This window comes from Oceaniglobus roseus (genome assembly GCF_002869745.1).
In the GTDB taxonomy this organism is placed as follows: domain Bacteria; phylum Pseudomonadota; class Alphaproteobacteria; order Rhodobacterales; family Rhodobacteraceae; genus Oceaniglobus; species Oceaniglobus roseus.
On the sequence record NZ_PNOS01000007.1, the window covers coordinates 97,246 to 117,695 of the forward strand.

Annotated in this window: 16 protein-coding genes; 15 read left to right on the plus strand and 1 reads right to left on the minus strand. The window is 68.7% G+C overall.

All coding sequences use genetic code 11. The features are described 5' to 3' along the window. Positions 1-135: 135 nt before the first annotated feature. A complete protein-coding gene (locus A7B20_RS05620) occupies positions 136-2,589 on the plus strand; it encodes an ATP-dependent helicase (RefSeq protein WP_102107570.1) in 2,454 nt (817 codons plus the stop codon). 852 nt (positions 2,590-3,441) lie between these two features. Here the strand turns inward: A7B20_RS05620 and A7B20_RS05625 are convergent. After that, a complete protein-coding gene (locus A7B20_RS05625; protein WP_245866602.1) occupies positions 3,442-3,765 on the minus strand; it encodes a DUF1127 domain-containing protein in 324 nt (107 codons plus the stop codon). A gap of 144 nt (positions 3,766-3,909) precedes the next feature. Here A7B20_RS05625 and A7B20_RS05630 point away from each other — a divergent pair, with 144 nt between their 5' ends. The 14 genes from A7B20_RS05630 to A7B20_RS05695 form a co-directional block, all read left to right on the plus strand. Continuing rightward, a complete protein-coding gene (locus tag A7B20_RS05630; protein WP_102107572.1) occupies positions 3,910-4,974 on the plus strand; it encodes an Mrp/NBP35 family ATP-binding protein in 1,065 nt (354 codons plus the stop codon). A gap of 753 nt (positions 4,975-5,727) precedes the next feature. Beyond that, entirely contained in the window at positions 5,728-6,225 is a 498-nt protein-coding gene (locus A7B20_RS05635) for a division/cell wall cluster transcriptional repressor MraZ (RefSeq protein ID WP_102107573.1), read from the plus strand. Positions 6,226-6,229: 4 nt separating this feature from the next. Then, positions 6,230-7,231: a 16S rRNA (cytosine(1402)-N(4))-methyltransferase RsmH gene (rsmH, locus tag A7B20_RS05640; RefSeq protein WP_102107574.1), complete on the plus strand. Its 1,002-nt coding sequence runs from the start codon at positions 6,230-6,232 to the stop codon at positions 7,229-7,231. Then, entirely contained in the window at positions 7,228-7,584 is a 357-nt protein-coding gene (gene ftsL / locus A7B20_RS05645) for a cell division protein FtsL (protein WP_102107575.1), read from the plus strand. Before rsmH ends, ftsL begins: the two co-directional genes overlap by 4 nt. Then, positions 7,581-9,368: a peptidoglycan D,D-transpeptidase FtsI family protein gene (locus A7B20_RS05650; RefSeq protein WP_102107576.1), complete on the plus strand. Its 1,788-nt coding sequence runs from the start codon at positions 7,581-7,583 to the stop codon at positions 9,366-9,368. The genes ftsL and A7B20_RS05650 overlap by 4 nt, the downstream gene beginning before the upstream one ends. A 16-nt stretch (positions 9,369-9,384) precedes the next feature. Continuing rightward, positions 9,385-10,884, plus strand: a complete 1,500-nt coding sequence (locus A7B20_RS05655) for a UDP-N-acetylmuramoyl-L-alanyl-D-glutamate--2,6-diaminopimelate ligase (protein WP_102107577.1) — start codon at positions 9,385-9,387, stop codon at positions 10,882-10,884. Continuing rightward, positions 10,881-12,386: a UDP-N-acetylmuramoyl-tripeptide--D-alanyl-D-alanine ligase gene (locus tag A7B20_RS05660; protein WP_102107578.1), complete on the plus strand. Its 1,506-nt coding sequence runs from the start codon at positions 10,881-10,883 to the stop codon at positions 12,384-12,386. Before A7B20_RS05655 ends, A7B20_RS05660 begins: the two co-directional genes overlap by 4 nt. Beyond that, positions 12,387-13,472, plus strand: coding sequence for a phospho-N-acetylmuramoyl-pentapeptide-transferase (mraY, locus tag A7B20_RS05665; RefSeq protein WP_102107579.1), 1,086 nt, complete (start codon positions 12,387-12,389; stop codon positions 13,470-13,472). A 248-nt stretch (positions 13,473-13,720) separates the two neighbouring features. Next, complete coding sequence (gene proS, locus A7B20_RS05670; RefSeq protein WP_102107580.1) at positions 13,721-15,058, plus strand: proline--tRNA ligase; 1,338 nt, start codon at positions 13,721-13,723, stop codon at positions 15,056-15,058. Between the two features lie 248 nt (positions 15,059-15,306). Next, positions 15,307-16,515, plus strand: a complete 1,209-nt coding sequence (locus A7B20_RS05675; protein WP_102107581.1) for a PQQ-dependent sugar dehydrogenase — start codon at positions 15,307-15,309, stop codon at positions 16,513-16,515. A 95-nt stretch (positions 16,516-16,610) separates the two neighbouring features. After that, positions 16,611-17,726: an endonuclease/exonuclease/phosphatase family protein gene (locus tag A7B20_RS05680; RefSeq protein ID WP_102107582.1), complete on the plus strand. Its 1,116-nt coding sequence runs from the start codon at positions 16,611-16,613 to the stop codon at positions 17,724-17,726. Between the two features lie 132 nt (positions 17,727-17,858). Beyond that, positions 17,859-19,112, plus strand: coding sequence for a lipoprotein-releasing ABC transporter permease subunit (locus A7B20_RS05685; protein ID WP_425437125.1), 1,254 nt, complete (start codon positions 17,859-17,861; stop codon positions 19,110-19,112). Continuing rightward, positions 19,105-19,782: an ABC transporter ATP-binding protein gene (locus A7B20_RS05690; protein WP_102107584.1), complete on the plus strand. Its 678-nt coding sequence runs from the start codon at positions 19,105-19,107 to the stop codon at positions 19,780-19,782. Before A7B20_RS05685 ends, A7B20_RS05690 begins: the two co-directional genes overlap by 8 nt. A gap of 192 nt (positions 19,783-19,974) precedes the next feature. Beyond that, positions 19,975-20,450: hypothetical protein (locus A7B20_RS05695; protein WP_102107585.1), on the plus strand; the 476-nt coding region annotated here is incomplete at its 3' end.

Consider the following 20,450-nt stretch of genomic DNA (forward strand, 5'->3'; position numbering starts at 1 on the left):
CACAGCAAAGTACTTGCCGCGACACGATATTGTTTCGCCGCGGGAACGGCAAGCCGCCAGACTCACCTTTGCGGAGAGTGGAACGGAAGGCGAACGGCGCTTTCCCTCGGGCGGCGCCGGGTCTATATATGCTCCATGAGCAGCTTTGACGAGAGTGACGCCTTCGAGGCGGCGGTGCCGCTGTCGCAGCGTGCCATGGCCAGCCGCCCGGCACCCTATCTAGACGGGCTGAACCCGGCGCAACGCCAGGCCGTCGAGACGCTTGACGGTCCGGTGCTGATGCTCGCCGGGGCGGGGACCGGGAAGACGAAGGCGCTGACCGCCCGCATCGCCCACCTGATGATGACCGGGCGCGCCCGCCCGAACGAGATCCTCGCGGTGACCTTCACCAACAAGGCCGCGCGCGAGATGAAGGACCGGGTGGGCCGGCTTCTGGGCCAGACGGTCGAGGGGATGCCGTGGCTCGGCACCTTCCACGCGATCTGCGTCAAGCTGCTGCGCCGCCATGCCGAACTGGTGGGGCTGAAGTCGAACTTCACGATCCTCGACACCGACGACCAGATCCGGCTCATGAAACAGCTGATCCTGGCCGAGAACATCGACGAGAAGCGCTGGCCCGCCCGCCAGCTGGCCGGGATCATCGACGGCTGGAAGAACCGCGCCTGGACGCCCGCAAAGGTGCCCGCCGCCGAGGCGGGGGCGTTCAACCACCGCGGCACCGAGCTTTACGATTATTACCAGCAGCGGCTGAAGACCCTGAACGCCGTGGATTTCGGCGACCTGCTGCTGCACTGCCTGACGATCTTCCAGGAACATCCCGACGTGCTGGAGCAGTACCAGCGCTGGTTCCGCTTCATCCTGGTGGACGAGTACCAGGACACCAACGTCGCGCAGTACATGTGGCTCCGGCTGCTCGCGCAGTCGCACCGCAACATCTGCTGCGTCGGCGACGACGACCAGTCGATCTATGGCTGGCGCGGGGCCGAGGTGGGCAACATCCTGCGGTTCGAGAAGGACTTCCCCGGCGCCACCGTGGTGCGGCTGGAGCAGAACTATCGCTCGACTCCGCACATCCTTGCCGCGGCCTCGGGCGTGATCGATTCGAACAAGGGGCGGCTCGGCAAGACGCTGTTCACCGACCTGACCGAGGGCGAGAAGGTGCGCCTGATCGGCCACTGGGACGGCGAGGAGGAGGCGCGCTGGATCGGCGAGGAGGTCGAGGCGCTGCAACGGGGCACCCGCGGACTCGACCCGGTCAGCCTCGACGACATGGCGATTCTCGTCCGCGCCTCGCACCAGATGCGCGCGTTCGAGGATCGGTTCCTGACCATCGGGCTGCCCTACCGCGTGATCGGCGGCCCGCGCTTCTATGAACGGCTCGAGGTCCGGGACGCCATGGCCTATTTCCGGCTGGCGGTCTCTCCCGACGACGACCTGGCCTTCGAGCGGATCGTGAACACGCCGAAGCGGGGCCTTGGCGACAAGGCCCAGCAGAACATCCAGAAGGCGGCGCGCGAGAATGGCGCGACGCTGGTGGACGGCGCGCGGATCCTGCTTTCGGAAGGCGGGATCGGCGGCAAGGGCGCGGGCGAGCTGCGGCACCTCGTCGACAACATCGCCCGCTGGCACGACATGGCCGCGCGGCAGACCGCGGCGACGGGCGGGGCCGGGGATGGCGAGGTGCTGGAGACGGTTTCGCCGAAGGGCCCCGGCATCAGCCACATCGAGCTGGCCGAGCAGATCCTGGAAGAGTCGGGCTATGTCGCGCACTGGCAGAACGACAAGACGCCCGAGGCGCCGGGGCGGCTGGAGAACCTCAAGGAGCTGGTGAAGGCGCTGGAGCAGTTCGACAACCTCCAAGGCTTCCTCGAACACGTCTCCCTGATCATGGACAACGAATCGGACGCGGGCGGCGCGAAGGTCTCGATCATGACGCTGCACGCGGCGAAGGGGCTGGAATTTCCGGCCGTGTTCCTGCCGGGTTGGGAAGACGGGCTGTTTCCCTCGCAGCGCTCGATGGACGAATCTGGTCTCAAGGGGCTCGAGGAGGAACGGCGGCTGGCCTATGTCGGCATCACCCGGGCCGAGCGGCTGGCGACGATCAGCTTCGCGGCGAACCGGCGGGTCTATGGCCAGTGGCAGTCGGCCCTGCCGTCGCGTTTCATCGACGAACTGCCTTCCGCCCATGTCGACGTGCTGACTCCGCCGGGCCTTTACGGCGGCGGATACGGGGCCGCGGGCATGGCGGCGCAGGCTTCTCCGTCGATCTCGATGGGCGCGGAATCGAGCCTCTACCAGAAGGCGGCCGATGCGAACGTCTACAACTCGCCGGGCTGGAAGCGGATGCAGGCCCGCAGCGCGTCGCGCCCCATGAGCCAGCCGCGCGAACAGCGCAACATGGTGATCGACCTCGATGCCGTGGCCGCCTACGGCGCCGGCGACCGGGTATTCCACACCAAGTTCGGCTACGGCACGGTGATGGGCATCGAGGGCGACAAGCTGGATATCGAGTTCGACAAGGCGGGCGCGAAGAAGGTTGTCGCCAAGTTCGTCGTCGACGCCGACAGCGCGGGCGACGTGCCGTTCTGAGGGCGGCGCCCCACCTGCGCGTTGCGGTCAGCGATATCGGGAAAGGGGTGCACCGGCAGCCGGGAGGAGGTGACTGCCGGTGCGTGTCCCACGGGCCGATTGGGAGGAGAGGCCCGCGGTTCCTGGAGGGCGCATCGGCGCCTGCTCCGTATCCTTGGCAGGGTCGGCGGTGCCCGGGAGGAGGTGGACACCGCCGCTCTGCGCATGCGTCCCCGATGGGAGGATCGGTTCCGCATGTCTCTCGGGTCGGGGCCTGTCGAAGGCCGGGACCCTGAAACCGGGGGGCGACGGTGCCCGGGAGGAGGTAGGCACCGCCGCTCTCTTCAGCACGTCCCCGATGGGAGGATCAGGACCGCGCATCTCTCGGGTCGGGGCCTTTCGGCCGGAACCCTGAAATTGGGGGCGACGGTGCCCGGGAGGAGGTAGGCACCGCCGCTCTCTTCAGCGCGTTCCCGATGGGAGGATCAGGTTCGCGCATCTCTCGGGTCGGGGCCTGTCGCAGGCCGGGACCCTGAAACTGGGGGGCGACGGTGCACGGGAGGAGGTAGGCACCGCCGCTCTCTTCAGCACGTCCCCGATGGGAGGATCAGGTTCGCGCGTTCCTTGGATCGAGGCCTGTCGCAGGCCGGGACCCTGAAACTGGGGGGCGACGGTGCCCGGGAGGAGGTAGGCACCGCCGCTCTCTTCAGCGCGTCCCCGATGGGAGGATCAGGTTCGCGCGTTCCTTGGATCGAAGCCTGTCGCAGGCCGGGACCCGGTTGAGAAAAAAGCGGCGACATCCGGGAGGAGGTGAATGTCGCCGCCAGAAACAGATGACCCCGGGAGGAGGTGGGGCCCTCTGATCTCGTGACGTCAGCGGCGCCCGTAGGCGGCTTCGGTCGCAATGCTGGTGATCATCGACCGGTTGATGCCGAGATCCGCCAGGTCACGGTTGCTGAGCGCGGAAAGCTCGGCATGGGTGCGGCGGTACACTCGGTACTGGTCGAAACGAACACCGATATTCTTCAGGGTGGCCGAAAGACGGCCGGTGATCTCTGCGCGGTCGGCGCGGCTGCCGGATGCTGCGTATGCCATTTTGCTACCTCGTTCTCGGGCTGTCAGTTCGCCCCGTTCGTTGATCCTGAAGATAGACAAATGCTGCACCTGCACAACGTCCCAAATGCTCATTGCTGCCATGCGGCAAATGCATATGTATTGCTGACCTATCGTTAACCTCTCCCGGCGGCCGATGCCTTTAATCCCGGCAGTTGAAAAACCTGCGGGCCTTGCTGCCCGAGTCGGAAGGTGCATCTGTGGAGCCGATCAAAGGAAGGACATCCCATGACCGTGACCCGCCAGACGATCCTCGACACCCTCGCGCGGCTGCAGCTGCCCGGCGGCGGCACGCTCGTCTCCGAGGACATGGTGCGCGCCGTGACCGTCGAGGGCGGCGCGGTCCGATTCGTGATCGAGGCGCCGAGCCCGGACGTGGCGCGGCGCATGGGCGCGATCCGCGAGGCGGCCGAGCGGCTGGTGGCCGAGCTGCCCGGCGTCACCTCGGCCTCGGCGCTCCTGACGGCGCACGAGGAGAAGGCGCCGCCGAGCCTGAAGGTGGGACGCCATCCCACCCCGCAGGCGCCGGGGCGCCAGGGCGTGCCGGGGGTCGACCGGATCCTGGCCGTCGGCTCGGGGAAGGGGGGCGTGGGCAAGTCCACCGTCGCCTCGAACCTCGCGGTGGCGCTGGCGAAGGCGGGGCGGCGGGTCGGCCTGCTTGACGCCGACATATACGGACCCTCGCAGCCCCGGATGATGGGCGTCTCTGAGAGGCCCGCTTCGCCCGACGGCAAGACGATCCTTCCCCTGACCGCCCACGGCGTCACCGTCATGTCGATCGGGCTGATGCTGGAGGCGGACAAGGCGGTGGTCTGGCGGGGCCCGATGCTGATGGGGGCCCTCCAGCAGATGCTGGGGCAGGTGGCCTGGGGCGACCTCGACGTGCTGATCGTGGACCTGCCGCCGGGGACGGGCGATGTGCAGCTGACTCTGTGCCAGCGCCACGAGGTGACGGGGGCGATCGTGGTCTCGACCCCGCAGGACGTGGCGCTGCTGGATGCGAGGAAGGCGCTCGACATGTTCGCGACCCTCGGGACGCCGGTGCTGGGCCTGATCGAGAACATGTCGGTCTTCGTCTGCCCGCACTGTGGGGGGCAATCCCATATCTTCGGCTCCGGCGGCGTCCGGGCCGAGGCGGCGCGGCTTGGCCTGCCGTTCCTTGGCGAGCTGCCGCTCAGCCTCGATGTCCGGCTCGCGGGCGATTCCGGCGTGCCCGCGGCCGCGAAGGGCGGGGCGGAAGCCGCGGCCTACCTCGACCTCGCGCAGCGGCTGATCGACCGCGGCGCCGCCTGAAGGAGCGTGCGGGGCGGTTCCCATGGAATCCCATGGGACGGACCCCCCGAGGGGCGACACGGGATTTGGGAAACCGTGGGAACGCCTGACACGCCTACCTCGAACGGCGTAGGTCGGCGCAAAGATGCGGATGTACCTGGCCCGATCACGCGAGTTCGAATCAAATCACAGGTAAATGATTCGCGCTTCGAAGCGCCAATCTGGCAGAATCTGTGGATAACAGTGGGGATAACGCTGTCTCGGGCGTTATGTTCCTGCCGCGCCGCCTGCGAAGCGCAAGTTTTTTGCGCAGCCGACAACCACAACATGTAGTTGCCCATGCCTCGCCTTCATCAATAGGCGCATCCTAATACGCTGAAATCGCGCGCATTAACCACTGTTGCCCCGAGGACACTGGCAGGGGCCGGAGTGTCGGGAAATGGCCGATGGGGCAATTTCCCATTGCTTCCCATGTATTCCCATGGCATCCCTAAATCATCGAAGAGCAGGGCAGACAGGGACACCGAACGATCCCGAAAGCACTAGCAAAAACAAGCAGATGGCAGGCTTCATACAGGCAGTTCTCTCTTTGAAAAACTGAGATCCGGCGCGCGGGCGAGCAGACATCCCCCCAGGTGGCGCGCGCAGTCGGAAACCCCGGAAACGGGTTGAGGGCGGCGAACCGAACAGTGGCAGCAGTTCGGTTCGCCGTTTTCAGTTTCAGGGGGTCGCAGGGACAACCTGAAGTTTAACGCAGGAAGGAATGATCGGGCCGTGTTGGAAGTGTTCATCGGCGAACACGACAACAAGATCGACACCAAGGGCAGGATGTCGGTGCCGGCCGATTTCCGTCGCGTCCTGGAAGAGGGCGACCCCAAGTGGGAGCCCGGCAAGAATGCAAGCATGGCGATCGTCCACGGGACCGAGGCACGGAACTACCTCGAAGTGTTCACCATGACCAGTTTCGAGCGCGTGCACAAGAAGATCAGCAAGTTGCCGCCCGCCTCGAAGCAGCGCCGCGCGCTCGAGATCCTCTACGCAGCCAAGACCGTCACCGCGACCCTGGACGAAACCGGGCGGATCGTCCTGCCCGCAAGGCTGCGCGACAAGCTCAACCTCCAGGGTGCCGTCAAGATCGTGGGCAGCGGGCAGACCTTCAAGATCTGGGAGCCCGCCGTCTACGAGGCCGAGAACGCGATGCAGTTGATGGAGGACGAGGATTTCGATCCGAACGTCGACGCTTCGGTCTACCTGCCGGGCGACGAGGACTGATGCCGTGTCCCCGGCTGCCGTAACTCCCGAAAAACCCCATGTTCCCGTCCTGTTGCGCCCGCTTCTTGAAGCGGTGGCGCCGGTCGGGGGCCGCTGGCTCGACGGCACGTTCGGGGCCGGTGGCTATGCCCGCGGGCTGCTGGCGGCGGGGGCTGACCTGGTGATCGGCGTCGACCGCGATCCGTCGGTCTTCGCGATGGCAAAGGAATGGGCAGGGGAACATGGCGGCCGGCTCAGGCTGGTCGAGGGCACCTTCGGCCGGCTCGACACCTATTGCGACGCGCCGCTCGACGGGGTGGTGCTGGACCTCGGCGTCAGCTCGATGCAGCTCGACCAGGCCGAACGGGGCTTCTCGTTCCAGAAGGACGGCCCGCTCGACATGCGCATGGGCGGCGCGGGGCCGAGCGCCGCGGACCTCGTCAACGGGCTGGACGAGGGGACGCTGGCCGACATCCTGTTCCACTACGGAGAAGAGCGCGCGGCCCGCCGCATCGCCCGCGCCATCGTGAAGATCCGCGCCGAGGGACCGATCGAGACCACCCGGCACCTGGCCCGCGTCGTCGAGGGGTGCCTGCCGCGGGCGAAGCCCGGCCAGAGTCACCCCGCGACGCGCAGCTTCCAGGCGATCCGCATCGCCGTGAACGACGAGTTCGGCGAGCTGGTGGCGGGGCTTGAGGCGGCCGAGCGCGCGCTGGCGCCGGGCGGAAAGCTGGCCGTCGTCAGCTTCCACTCGCTCGAGGACCGCATCGTCAAGCGCTTCCTGACCGCCCGCTCGGGCGGCGGGGGCAGGGCGAACCGCTATGCGCCCGAGGCCGACACGCCCGATCCGGCCTTCACCGCGGTCTCGAAGGGCATCGGCCCCGATGCCGCGGAGCTCGAGGCGAATCCCCGGGCCCGCTCGGCCCGGCTGAGAGTGGCCACGCGCACCGCCACCGCCGCCGCGCCGGTGGACCGCACCGCACTGGGACTGCCGAAATTCGACCATCTGGGGGACTTGCGCACATGAAATCCGTCTTCTTCATCCTCACGGCCCTGTCGGTGATGGGGCTCGCCTTCTGGGCCTACCAGGAGAACTACAGGACGCAGGAATCCCTGCGCATCGTCGACCGGCTCCAGCGCGACATCGGCGACCGGCGCGAGGCGATCGCGGTGCTGAAGGCCGAATGGGCCTACCTCAACCGTCCCGCCCGCCTGCGCGATCTCGCGGCGCTGAACTTCGACCGCCTGGGCCTGCTGCCGCTGGTGCCCGAGCAGTTCGCCCGCGTCGACGAGGTGGCCTTTCCTGCCCCCGAGCTGCCCGCGATGGATCTCACCGGCACCGTCATGACCAGCGGCACCAACGAGGAGCAGGAGCCATGATCCGCACCCCCCTTCGCCCCCTGGCCCGCATCCTGCGCGCCCGCGAGACCGGCGAGAACCCGGACGCCATCGAGGCCGAGAACCTGCGCCTGCGCCACGAGGCGCAGCGCGACCGCGCGCGGATGCAGGCCGAGGGGCGGCTCCTGGTGCTGTCGGTGTTCTTCTTCTGCGCCTTCGGCGTCGTCGGCGCCCGCATGGGGCTGATGGCGGCCTCCGTCCCGGAGGAGCCGCGGGTGCAGGCCGGCGGCACCGCCATCGTCGCGCAGCGCGCCGACATCGTCGACCGCAACGGCCGGGTGCTGGCGACGAACATGTTCACCCACTCGCTCTATGCCCAGCCGCCGCTGATGATCGACAAGGAGAAGGCTGCGCGCGAGCTGGCGAAGATCTTCCCCGAGCTGGACGAGCAGAAGCTGCTGAAAGACTTCACCGGCAAGCGCAAGTTCCTGTGGATCCGCAAGAAACTCAGCCCCGAGCAGAAGCAGGCGGTGCACGACATCGGCGATCCGGGTCTCCTGTTCGGCCCGCGCGAGATGCGCCTCTATCCGAACGGCAGCCTTGCCGCCCATATCCTCGGCGGGGCGAGCTTCGGGCGCGAGGGCGTCCATTCGGCCGAGGTGATCGGCGTGGCTGGCGTCGAGCGGGCGTTCGACGACTACCTCCGCGACCCGGCCGAGGAGGGCAGGCCGCTGCAGCTGTCCATCGACCTCACCGTCCAGTCGGCGGTGCGCGAGGTGCTGTACGGCGGCATGAAGCTGATGAACGCCAAGGGTGCCGCTGCGGTGCTGATGGACGTGCACACCGGCGAGGTGCTGTCGATGGTGTCGCTGCCGGACTTCGACCCGAACGACCGCCCGCCGCCGCTGCTGAAGGGCGATCCCGCGGACAGCCCGCTGTTCAACCGCGCGCTCCAGGGGGTCTACGAGCTGGGCTCGACCTTCAAGATCTTCACCGTCTCGCAGGCGATGGAGATGGGCATGGTCCGCCCCGAAACCATGGTCGACGCCAACGCGCCGATGAAATGGGGCCGCTTCAAGATCCACGAGTTCCAGAACCACAACTACGGCCCGCTGCTGTCGGTGACGGACGTGATCGTGAAATCCTCGAACGTCGGCACCGCGAAGATCGCCCTCAGGATCGGCGGCGAGCGGCAGAAGGCGTTCCTGGGCGAACTCGGCTTCCTCCAGCCGACGCCGATCGAGATGGTCGAGGCGCCCGGCGCGGCGCCGATCTATCCCGGCAACTGGAGCGAGATCACCACGATCACCGCCTCCTACGGCCACGGCATCGCCGCATCGCCGATGCATCTCGCGGCGGCCTATTCGTCGCTCCTGAACGGCGGTACGCGGGTCGTGCCGACGCTGCTGAGGCGCAACACGGTCGAGAAGGGCAAGCGGATCGTGTCCGAGGAGACCTCGCGCGCCGCGCGCGAGATGCTGCGGCAGGTGGTGGTGCGCGGCACGGCCAGCTTCGGCGCCGTCGCGGGCTACGAGGTGGCGGGCAAGACCGGGACGGCCAACAAGCCCAAGGGCAACGGCGGCTACTACCAGGACAAGAACGTCAACACCTTCGCCAGCGTCTTTCCCGCGTCGGACCCGAAATACGTCCTGATCGTCACCATGGACGAGGCCTCGGACACGTCGGGGGACGAGCCGCGCCGCACCGCCGGCTGGACGGCCGTGCCCGTCGCCGCCGAGGTGATCCGCCGCGCCGCGCCCCTGCTGGGACTGGCCCCGATCATTGAAACTCCCGACCTGACTGCGGTAAGGCATACCTCGAACTGAAGGGGGCAGGGCAGCCATGGGCAGGACGAACGGCAAGGTGAAGGAGGCGGCGCTCGCCGATCTGGGGCTGACCGCGCAGAACGGGCGCGAGGCGGTGGTGACGGGGCTTTCCGTCGACAGCCGGACCCTCGCACGCGGCAACCTCTTCGCGGCGCTGCCGGGGGTGAAGGTCCACGGCGCCCGCTTCGTGGAGGGCGCGCTGGCCCGCGGCGCCTCGGCCATCCTGACCGACCGCGAGGGCGCGCAGATCGCGGCCGCGGCGCTGGACGGATCGGACGCCGCGCTGGTGGTGGCCGAGGATCCGCGCCAGACCCTTGCCCTGGCCGCCGCGCTCTGGTTCGAACGCCAGCCCGAGGTGATCGTCGCCACCACCGGCACCAACGGCAAGACCTCCGTCGCCACCTTCGCGCGCCAGATCTGGATGCTGCTGGGCGAGCAGGCGGTGAACCTCGGCACCACCGGCGTTCAGGGCGCCTATGCCGCGCCGCTGCGCCACACCACGCCCGAGCCGATCACGCTCCACGCCATGCTGGCCGAGCTGGAAGCCGCCCACATCACCCACGTCGCCATGGAGGCGTCGAGCCACGGGCTGGCCCAGCGGCGGCTCGACGGCGTGCGGCTCTCGGCGGCGGCCTTCACCAACTTCAGCCAGGACCACCTGGATTACCACGCGAGCTTCGAGGAATATTTCGCGGCGAAGGCGGGCCTGTTCGACCGGGTCCTGCCGGAGGACGCCATCGCCGTCATCAACATCGACGATCCCCGCGGCCCCGACATGGCCAACATCGCCGAGATGCGCGGCCAGGACGTTCTCCGGATCGGCCGGGCCGGGGATGCCGCGCTCCGGATCCTGTCGCAGCGCTTCGATGCCACCGGGCAGGACCTGCGGTTTTCCTGGAACGGCGTCACGCGGCAGGTGCGGCTGAACCTGATCGGCGGCTTCCAGGCGGGCAACGTGCTGGCCGCGGCCGGGCTGGTGCTGGCCTGCGGCGAGGATCCGGCCCGCGTCTTCGACACATTGCCCCACCTGGTGACGGTCGCCGGGCGGATGCAACTGGCCGCGACGCGGGACAACGGTGCCGCGGTCTTCGTGGACTACGCCCACACGCCCGACGCGATCGCCACCGCGCTGTCGAACCTGCGCCCCCACGTCATGGGGCGGCTGGTGGTCGCCTACGGAGCGGGCGGCGACCGCGACCGCGGAAAGCGGCCGCTGATGGGCAAGGCGGCGGCGGAGAACGCCGATGTTCGAATAGTGACAGACGACAACCCACGGAGCGAGGATCCGGCCGAAATAAGGTCACAGATCCTCAAGGCCGATCCCGACGCGATCGAGGTCGGCGACCGCGCGGAGGCGATCCTGAGGGGCGTCGACATGTTGGAGGCCGGCGACGCGCTGCTGATCGCGGGCAAGGGCCACGAGACCGGGCAGACCGTGGGCGACGCCGTCTTCCCCTTCGACGACGTGGAACAGGCAAGCGTCGCCGTCGCGGCGCTGGACGGGCGCGTGGCATGACCCCGCTCTGGACCTCCGCCGAGGCGGTCGAGGCGACCTGGGGCGTGACGACGCGTCCCTGGACCGCCACCGGCGTCTCGATCGACACCCGCACCCTGCAACCGGGCGACCTGTTCGTGGCGCTGTCGGACGTGCGCGACGGCCACGATTTCGTGGCGCAGGCGCTGGAGAAGGGCGCCGCCGCCGCCCTCGTCTCGCACATCCCCGCGGGGCTGGACGAAACCGCGCCGCTGCTGATCGTCGACAAGGTGCTGCCCGCGCTCGAGGCGATGGGGCGCTTCGCCCGCGCCCGGACCTGCGCGACGGTGATCGGCGTCACCGGCTCGGTCGGCAAGACCTCGGCCAAGGAGATGCTGCGCACCGTGCTGAGCGCCGCCGGGCGCACGCACGCGGCCGAGGCGAGCTACAACAACCACTGGGGCGTGCCGCTGACGCTCGCGCGGATGCCGAAGGACGCCGATTTCGCGGTGATCGAGATCGGCATGAACCACCCGGGCGAGATCGAGCCCCTGTCGCGCATGGCCGCGCCCCATGTCGCGATGATCACCACCATCGCGGCGGCGCACCTCGAGGCCTTCGAGAACCTCGAGGGCATCGCCCACGAGAAGGCGTCGATCTTCGGCGGGCTCGTCGCCGGGGGCACCGCCGTCGTCAACCGGGACGTGCCGCAGGCGCGGATCCTGCTCGACACCGCCCGCGCCCATGGCGCGCGGATCATAGGCTTCGGCGAGGCGCCGGAGGCGGACTATCGCCTGCTCGACGCGCGCCCGGCGGGGGGTGCCACGGTCGTGCAGGCGCAGCACGGGGAGATGCCGCTGCTGTTCAAGGTGATGACCGGCGGGCGTCACTTCGCGATGAACGCGCTGGCGGTGATCGCGACGGCCGAGGCGGCCGGGGCCGATCCCGCGATCCTCGTGAGGGAGATCGCGAACTGGGCTCCCCCCGCGGGCCGCGGCACCCGCGAGAAGATCGCGCTCGACCCCGCGAACGAGGCGCTGACGATCGAGCTGATCGACGACGCCTTCAACGCCAACCCCACCTCCATGGCCGCCGCGCTGGAGGTGCTGGCCGACAGCACGCCCGTTTCGGGCATCGGAAGGATCGGCAAGGGGCGGCGCATCGCCATCCTCGGCGACATGCTGGAACTCGGTCCCGACGAGGCGGCGATGCACCTTGCCCTCGGCGATCTCGACAGCCTGCGCGCGGTCGACATCGTCCACGCCGTGGGCCCCCGCATGAAACCGCTGTTCGACAGCCTGCCCGAGCACATGCGCGGCCGCTGGGTGGCCTCCGCCCACGATCTTGCCGAGAAGGCGCACGGCCTGGTCGACGCGGGCGACGTGGTGCTGGTGAAGGGCTCGAAGGGCAGCAAGGTGAGCCTTGTCGTTGACGCCATCCGCAAACTGGGTCATCGCGTGCCGGGCCGCGGCATCCTGTCCGGCGGCGAAGGGGCGATGCCCGCCGTCGAGGCGGCCGCCCGGCCCGACGGAGGGGCGATCTGAGTGCTTTACTGGCTTACCGAATTCTCTGACGGCGGCGACGTCTTCAACCTGTTCCGCTACATCACGTTCCGGGCGGGGGCGGCGTTCTTCACCGCGCTCGTCTTCGGCTTCATGTTCGGCCGCCCGCTGATCAACCTGCTGCGCCGTCGCCAGAAGCACGGCCAGCCGATCCGCACCGACGGCCCCGAAAGCCACATCGTGACCAAGGCGGGCACGCCCACCATGGGGGGCGTGCTGATCCTCGGCGCTCTGATCGTGTCGACCCTGCTCTGGGCACGGCTCGACAACCCCTATGTCTGGATGGTGCTGTTCGTCACCATCGGCTTCGGCCTGATCGGCTTCGCCGACGACTATGCCAAGGTGACGAAGAACAGCAACGCGGGCCTCTCGGGCAAGTCGCGGCTCGCCATCGGCTTCGCCATCGCCGCGCTCGCCTCGGTCTGGGCGGCGTATTTCCACCCGGCCGAGCTGAGCTACAACCTCGCCTTCCCGATCTTCAAGAACGTGCTGCTGCACCTCGGCTGGTTCTTCATCCCCTTCGCCATGTTCGTCATCGTCGGCGCCGCCAACGCGGTGAACCTGACGGACGGTCTGGACGGTCTCGCCATCATGCCGGTGATGATCGCGGCCGGCACGCTCGGCGTCATCGCCTATGCCGTGGGCCGGGTCGACTTCACCGACTACCTCGATGTCCACTACGTCCCCGGAACCGGAGAGCTGCTGATCTTCACCGCCGGGCTGATCGGCGGCGGGCTCGGGTTCCTCTGGTACAATGCGCCGCCCGCGGCGGTGTTCATGGGCGACACCGGCTCGCTCGCGCTCGGCGGCGCGCTCGGCGCCATCGCTGTCGCGATCAAGCACGAGCTGGTCCTGGGCGTGGTCGGCGGCCTCTTCGTGGTCGAGGCGCTGTCGGTCATCATCCAGGTCTTCTATTTCAAGCGCACCGGCAAGCGGGTGTTCCTGATGGCCCCGATCCACCACCACTTCGAGAAGCGCGGCTGGGCCGAGCCGCAGATCGTCATCCGCTTCTGGATCATCTCCCTGATCCTCGCGCTGATCGGACTGGCGACGCTGAAGCTGCGTTAACGTCGGGGCTCTATCGCACCCAGCGGAGATGTCCCGCCGGGCGGCAACGCCGGGCAGCCCCCGACCGCCCGCACGGGCGGGGGCTTCTCCCCCGCCCGCGGTCGGGGAATGCCCTATGTGCGGAGCGGAACTTGCAAAGTAGCGGTGCGCACAGCGGGCGAGCGCGGGCATCTGCCGTTTGCCCCCGCTTGTCTGCTCCCCGCCAATCGCCTACCAAGCGCCAGCAAGTTCACCCGAGGACCGATCCCATGCGCCTGACCCGCTATTTCCTGCCCGTGCTGAAAGAGACGCCCGCCGAGGCGCAGATCGTCAGCCACCGCCTGATGCTGAGGGCCGGCATGATCAAGCAGGCCGCGGCGGGGATCTATTCGTGGCTGCCGCTCGGCTACAAGGTGCTGAAGAACATCGAGACCATCGTGCACGAGGAGCAGCAGCGCGCGGGCCATATCCCGATGCTGATGCCGACGCTGCAATCGGCCGACCTCTGGCGCGAATCCGGCCGCTTCGATGCCTACGGTCCCGAGATGCTCAGGATCAAGGACCGGCAGGACCGCGACATGCTCTACGGTCCGACGAACGAGGAGATGATCACCGACATCTTCCGCAGCCACGTCAGCAGCTACAAGGACCTGCCGCTGACGCTCTACCACATCCAGTGGAAGTTCCGCGACGAGATGCGGCCGCGCTTCGGCGTCATGCGCGGGCGCGAGTTCCTGATGAAGGACGGCTACAACTTCGACCTGACGAAGGAGGACGCGCTGCACGCCTACAACCGCCACCTCGTCAGCTACCTGCGCACCTACGAACGCATGGGGTTGCAGGCGATCCCGATGCGCGCGGACTCGGGGCCGATCGGCGGCGACGACACCCACGAGTTCCTGGTGCTGGCCGAGACGGGCGAGTCCGAGGTGTTCTACGATGCCGAGATCACCGACCTGAAGTTCGGCGACCGCGAGATCGACTACGATTCGCGCGAGGCCTGCCAGGCGGTGCTGGAGGAGTTCACCTCGCGCTATGCCCGCACGGACGAGACCCACGACGAGGCGGTGTTCAACGAGATCCCCGAAGAGCGGCGCCGCGTCGCGCGGGGCATCGAGGTGGGGCAGATCTTCTACTTCGGCACCAAGTATTCCGAGCCGATGGGCGCCATGGTGCAGACGCCGGAAGGCGGCCGGGTGCCGGTGCACATGGGCTCCCACGGGATCGGCGTGTCGCGTCTGCTCGGCGCGATCATCGAGGCGAGCCACGACGACAAGGGCATCATCTGGCCCGAGGGCGTGACGCCCTTCCACGTCGGCATCGTGAACCTCAAGCAGGGCGACGCCGAGGCCGATGCCGCCTGCGAGTCGCTCTACAGGCAGATCACCGACCTCGGGCTGGAACCGCTCTACGACGACCGGGAGGAGCGGGCAGGGGGCAAGTTCGCCACCATGGACCTGATCGGCCTGCCCTGGCGGATCACCGTCGGCCCCCGGGGGCTGAAGAACGGCGTGGTCGAGCTGACCTCGCGCAGGACCGGCGAGTCCGAAGAGATGGCGCCCGAGGCTGCCGTCGCCCGGATCGCGGGGATCTACGGCAAGGGGTGAAGGCCCGACACTGAAATCTGAAGCGTGGTGCCGCGTCCCGTCGCGGCGCCCGCGTTCCTGCCAGGCACAGGGCAATCGACCGCCGCATATCCGCCGGGTCGCCCTTGTCCGCGCGCCCGGCATCTTGCCTACGCACGAACCGGGGCCAGAACCGAGGCCCGCGCCCCAACCCTTTCGTGAAGAAACCGTGACCGCGGCCGGGGTGTTCAGTCGTGAACGCCATACCAGCCACCGAAACGGAGACTGACATGACCCGCACGCTTTCCCTCCTCGCCGCCACCGCCGCCTTCCCCGTCCTCGCGATGGCCGAGCCGGTCGAACAGGGCCCCAGGAACGTCCCCGAGTTCGAACCCGCCTTCGAGAACCAGACCCGCGCCCCCGCCATGGACAGCGGCGTGTCCCTGGAGGTCGAGGAGATCGCCTCGGGCCTGAGCCATCCCTGGGGGATCGAGGTGCTGCCCGACGGCAGCTATCTGGTCACCGAGCGCTCGGGCGCCCTGCGACACGTCGGGGAAGACGGCACGGTCGGCGAACCGATCGCGGGCGTGCCGGAAGTGCTGGCGCAGGACCAGGGCGGTCTGCTCGACGTGGCGCTGGCCGAGGATTTCGCGGAAAGCCGCACCGTCTTCCTGACCTATGCCAAGCCGATGGAGGGCGGCATGTCGGCCACCGCCGCCGCGAAGGGCAGGCTGTCGGAGGACCTGCGCGAACTGACCGGCGTCACCGACATCTTCGTGCAGGACCCGCCCGCGCCGAACGCCAAGCACTTCGGCAGCCGGATCGTGCCCCACGGCGACTATGTGTTCATCACCACCGGCGAGCACTTCACCGACCGCCTGCGCCAGTACGCGCAGGATCTCGACAAGACCTACGGCAAGATCGTCCGCGTCACCCTCGACGGCGAGGCGCCGGGCGACAATCCGTTCGCGGGCGAGGAGGGCGCCAGGCCCGAGATCTGGTCCTATGGCCACCGCAACATCCAGGGCGCCGCCATCCGCCCCTCGACGGGCGAACTCTGGGGGCTGGAGCACGGGCCGAAGGGCGGGGACGAGCTGAACCGGATCGAGGCGGGCGGGAACTACGGCTGGCCGCTCGTCAGCTACGGCGAGAAGTACTCGGGCCAGCCCGTCGGCAGCGGCGAACACAGCCAGGAGGGCGTGGTCGAGCCGCGATACTACTGGGATCCGGTCATCGCCCCCGGCGGCTTCGCCTGGATGGAGGGCGAGACCTTCGCCGACTGGGAAGGCGACGTGATCGCCGCCTCGCTGAAGCCCGGCGGCATCGTGCGCCTCGACCTCGAGGACGAGACGGTGGTCGGCGAAGAGCGCTTCCTGCGCGACGAACTGGGCCGCGTGCGCGACATCGAGATCGCGCCGGACGGGGCGATCCTTGCCATCACCGACCAGGACAACGGGCGGCTGGTGCGGCTGACCCCCGGCACGCAGGCGATGGACTGACCTTCGGGGAACCGAAGCGGCCTGTCGGTTGTTGCTGACGCGATGGAAGATCCGTGACAGAACGGCGTCGACCCCGAAGCGATCCGGAGAATGCCGTGACGGTCCTGATACTGGCGGTGCTGATCAGCGCCTGCACCCTGGCCATTGCGGCCTTTTCCCTGCTGCCCTTCACCGAAAGCCAGCAGTGGTGGATCCAGGCGATGGAATTTCCCCGGATCCACTACGTCTTCGTGCTGCTGCCGCTCATCGCCCTGACGCTGGTCCTCATGCCGAGGGGGTGGTGGGCGCTGGTGGCGGTGCAGCTCGCCTGTCTCGGCTACCAGGGCTGGAAGATCTATCCCTACACGCCTCTGGCCAAGCGCGAGATCGACTATGCCCGGCCCGAACCGCACCACGACGTCGTCCGCGTCATGTCCTCCAACGTGCTGATGGAGAACGACAGGTACCAGGCGGTGCGCGACGCCATCACCGGGGCCGATCCCGACATCCTGTTCCTGATGGAGACCGACGAGACATGGGCGAGCGAGCTCGATCCCGTCGTGCAGGAATACCCCACCGTCCTGCGTCACCCCAAGGACAACTACTATGGCCTCGTGCTTGCCACCCGGCTGAAGGTGCACAAGATGGAGGTGCGCTACCTGACCGCCGACGACACGCCGACCGCCTTTGCAGAGCTCGAGACCGACACCGGCAAGGTGTTCCGCTTCGTCGGCATGCACCCCCGTCCGCCCACGCCCGGCGTCGATTCCGAGGATCGCGACGCCCAGCTCTACTATGCCGCCCGCTTCGCCCGCGCCACGGGGATGCCGGTGATCATCATGGGCGATTTCAACGCCGTCGCCTGGTCGAACATCTCGCACCGGTTCAAGCAGGTGGGCCGCTATCTCGACCCCAGGATCGGCCGTGGCCCGCTGCCGAGCTTCGACGTCAACCACCCGATCCTGCGCTTTCCGATCGACCAGATCTACATCACCGACGATGTCGCCATGGTGCATTTTGGCCGCGGCCCCGACGTCGGCTCGGACCATTACCCGATGATCGCCGACCTGATCCTCGATCCCGACGTCGCCCGCGGCCTGAACCGCGAGACGCTGCCCCTGGCCGAAAGCCGGGAGGAGGCGATCGCCGCCATGGTCGAACAGCACGCCGAGCGGTTGCGCCACGCCCATGCGCCGCGGGACGCCACGGCCGAAGCCTCCCGCTCGGAATGACGCCGGTGTGACCGCGACGCCGGGCGGCGCCACCTTGACCCGGAGCGGCCAAGCGGCGAAGTGTCCGCCTGAGTTTTGGAAAGGACCGCCGCCTTGGCCGGATCGACCGCCCCGTTTTCCCGCTTCGAATGGATGATCGCCTGGCGCTACCTGCGCGCCAAGCGGGCCGAGGGCGGGGTCAGCGTGATGACCTGGATCAGCCTCGTCGGCATCACGCTCGCCGTCTTCGCGCTCATCGCGACCCTCGCCGTGCGCTCGGGCTTCCGGGAAGAGTTCGTGGACACCATCCTCGGCGCCAACGCCCATGTCACCATCTACTCGGCCCAGTACCAGGACGCCGACGGCCAGATCACCCGGAAGATCACCGATTACGCCGCCATGGCCGACCGGGTGCGCCAGGTGCCGGGCGTCACCACCGTCGCGCCGCTGGTGAAGGGGCAGGTCATGGCCTCGGTCCGCGGCAACACGGCGGGGGTCGAGGTCTTCGGCATCGCCCCGGCCGATCTCGCCAACATTCCCCGCATCGCCCACCCCGAGAGCAGCCAGGGCAGCCTCGCCGGGTTCGGCGAGAACGAGGGCATCGCCATCGGCTCGGGCGTCGCGCAGGAGCTGGGGGTCACGGTCGGCGACACCGTCAAGCTGATCTCGCCCGACGGGGCGAAGACGGCCTTCGGCACCTCTCCGCGGGTGTCGAACTACCCGGTCGCCTACATCTTCACCGCGGGCCGCTACGACATCGACCGCACCCGGGTCTACATGCCCTTCGCCGCCGCCCAGACCTATTTCAACCGCGAGGGCGCGGCGGACGAGCTCGAGATCATGGTCTCCGATCCCGACCGGGTCGAGGACATGATCGTGCCGCTGGCGCAGGCGGGGGGCGAGCGGGCGCTGGTCTGGACCTGGCGCGACGCCTCGGGCGCCTTCCTGCGCGCGCTCGACATCGAGGACAACGTGATGTTCATCATCCTGTCGATCCTGGTGCTGATCGCGGCCATGAACATCATCTCGGGCCTGATCATGCTGGTGAAGAACAAGGGCCGCGACATCGGTATCCTGCGCACCATCGGCCTCTCCGAAGGCTCGATCCTCAGGGTCTTCTTCATCTGCGGCGCGATGACCGGGCTCGTCGGCACCCTTGCCGGGGTGATCCTCGGCTGCGCCTTCGCGATCTGGATCGACCCGATCTTCAGCCTCGTGAACTACCTCTCCGGCGGCGGCGTCTGGGATCCCTCGATCCGCGGCATCTATGCCCTCCCGGCGAAGCTCGAACTGAACGACGTGCTGTCGGCGGTGATCCTGTCGCTCGGCCTCTCCTTCGTCGTCACCATCTTTCCCGCCCGCCGCGCCGCGCGGATGAACCCGGTGGAGGCGCTGCGCTATGAGTGAGCCGGTGCTGGAGATCGACGCGCTCGAGAAGTTCTACAACCGTGGCCAGGTGAACGAGGTCCGCGTGCTGACCGGCGCCTCGCTGACCGTGAACCGGGGCGAGGTGGTGGCGGTGATCGCCCCCTCGGGCGCCGGCAAGTCCACGCTGCTGCACATCGCGGGCCTGCTCGACACGCCCGACACGGGCCGCGTGGTGCTGGCGGGCGAGGACATGACCGGCCTGCCCGAGCGCCGCCGCACCCGGGCGCGGCGTGCCGACATCGGCTTCGTCTACCAGTTCCACCACCTGCTGCCCGAGTTCACGGCGGAAGAGAACATCGTCCTGCCGCAGCTCGCCCACGGCATCGCGGCGTCCGAGGCGAAGGCCCGCGCCGCCGACCTTCTCGGCCGCGTCGGCATCGCGTCCCGCGCTGACCACCGCCCCTCGGCGCTCTCGGGGGGCGAGCAGCAGCGCGTGGCGCTGTGCCGGGCGCTCGCCAACCGGCCGCGCCTGCTCCTGGCGGACGAGCCCACCGGCAACCTCGACCCCGAGACGGCCGAGACGGTCTTCGCCGCGCTCATGGACCTCGTGCGCGACACCGGGCTTTCGGCGGTGATCGCCACCCACAACCTCGACCTCGCCGCGCGCATGGACCGCACCGTGCGCCTGAACGGCGGAAAGCTCGTCTGATCCGCGGCAGAATCACGCGGGCCCGTCCCGCACCGCGCTGTCCTTCCTCGACCATCCCCCTGTTTCTTCTTTGCAGAAATACTCCCGCCGGAGGCATCCGCCGTCTCCGCCCGCGGGCGGCCCGGGCGGGGCACCGTCCCCGGATCCCACGAATCCGTTGAGAACAAATTAAGAACATGCGAGGATCGTGCCATGACCTCGCCGCTCACCCATGCGAAGATCCTGAACCCGGGCGCCGATGCGCCGGACACCGGGCAGGCGTTCCTCGGCGACCTGCGTCTCAGGGCGGGCAGGGTGCACGAATTCTGCGGTCCCGCCCGCTGGACCCTCGCCCTCGCCCTGGCGGGGCGGACGAGCGGAGAGGTGTTCTGGATCAGCCCTTCCTGGGGCCCGCCGCCGCCCAACCCCGACGGCTTCGCGCCCTGGGTCGCGCCGTCGCGGATCACCTTCCTCGCGCCGACCCGTCCCGACGACATACTCTGGTGTCTCGAGGAGGTGCTGCGCGCGGGGGCGGTGGGGCTGGCCGTTGCCGACCTGCCCGAGGCGCCGGGCCTGACCCCGGTGCGCCGCCTGCACCTGGCCGCGGGCACCTCCGGGCTGGCGCCGCTCGGGGTGCTGCTGACGCCGGGGCAGGGCGGGGCGGGGGGGGTGGAAAGCCGCTGGTCGCT

Coding starts and splice junctions, on each gene's coding strand:
- A7B20_RS05630 (WP_102107572.1), top strand. CDS start 3,910: ATGACCGTGACCCGCCAGACGATCCTCGACACCCTCGCGCGGCTGCAG.
- A7B20_RS05660 (WP_102107578.1), top strand. CDS start 10,881: ATGACCCCGCTCTGGACCTCCGCCGAGGCGGTCGAGGCGACCTGGGGC.
- A7B20_RS05685 (WP_425437125.1), top strand. CDS start 17,859: ATGATCGCCTGGCGCTACCTGCGCGCCAAGCGGGCCGAGGGCGGGGTC.
- A7B20_RS05690 (WP_102107584.1), top strand. CDS start 19,105: ATGAGTGAGCCGGTGCTGGAGATCGACGCGCTCGAGAAGTTCTACAAC.
- proS (WP_102107580.1), top strand. CDS start 13,721: ATGCGCCTGACCCGCTATTTCCTGCCCGTGCTGAAAGAGACGCCCGCC.
- A7B20_RS05655 (WP_102107577.1), top strand. CDS start 9,385: ATGGGCAGGACGAACGGCAAGGTGAAGGAGGCGGCGCTCGCCGATCTG.
- A7B20_RS05625 (WP_245866602.1), bottom strand. CDS start 3,765: ATGGCAGCAATGAGCATTTGGGACGTTGTGCAGGTGCAGCATTTGTCT.
- A7B20_RS05675 (WP_102107581.1), top strand. CDS start 15,307: ATGACCCGCACGCTTTCCCTCCTCGCCGCCACCGCCGCCTTCCCCGTC.
- A7B20_RS05620 (WP_102107570.1), top strand. CDS start 136: ATGAGCAGCTTTGACGAGAGTGACGCCTTCGAGGCGGCGGTGCCGCTG.
- ftsL (WP_102107575.1), top strand. CDS start 7,228: ATGAAATCCGTCTTCTTCATCCTCACGGCCCTGTCGGTGATGGGGCTC.
- A7B20_RS05650 (WP_102107576.1), top strand. CDS start 7,581: ATGATCCGCACCCCCCTTCGCCCCCTGGCCCGCATCCTGCGCGCCCGC.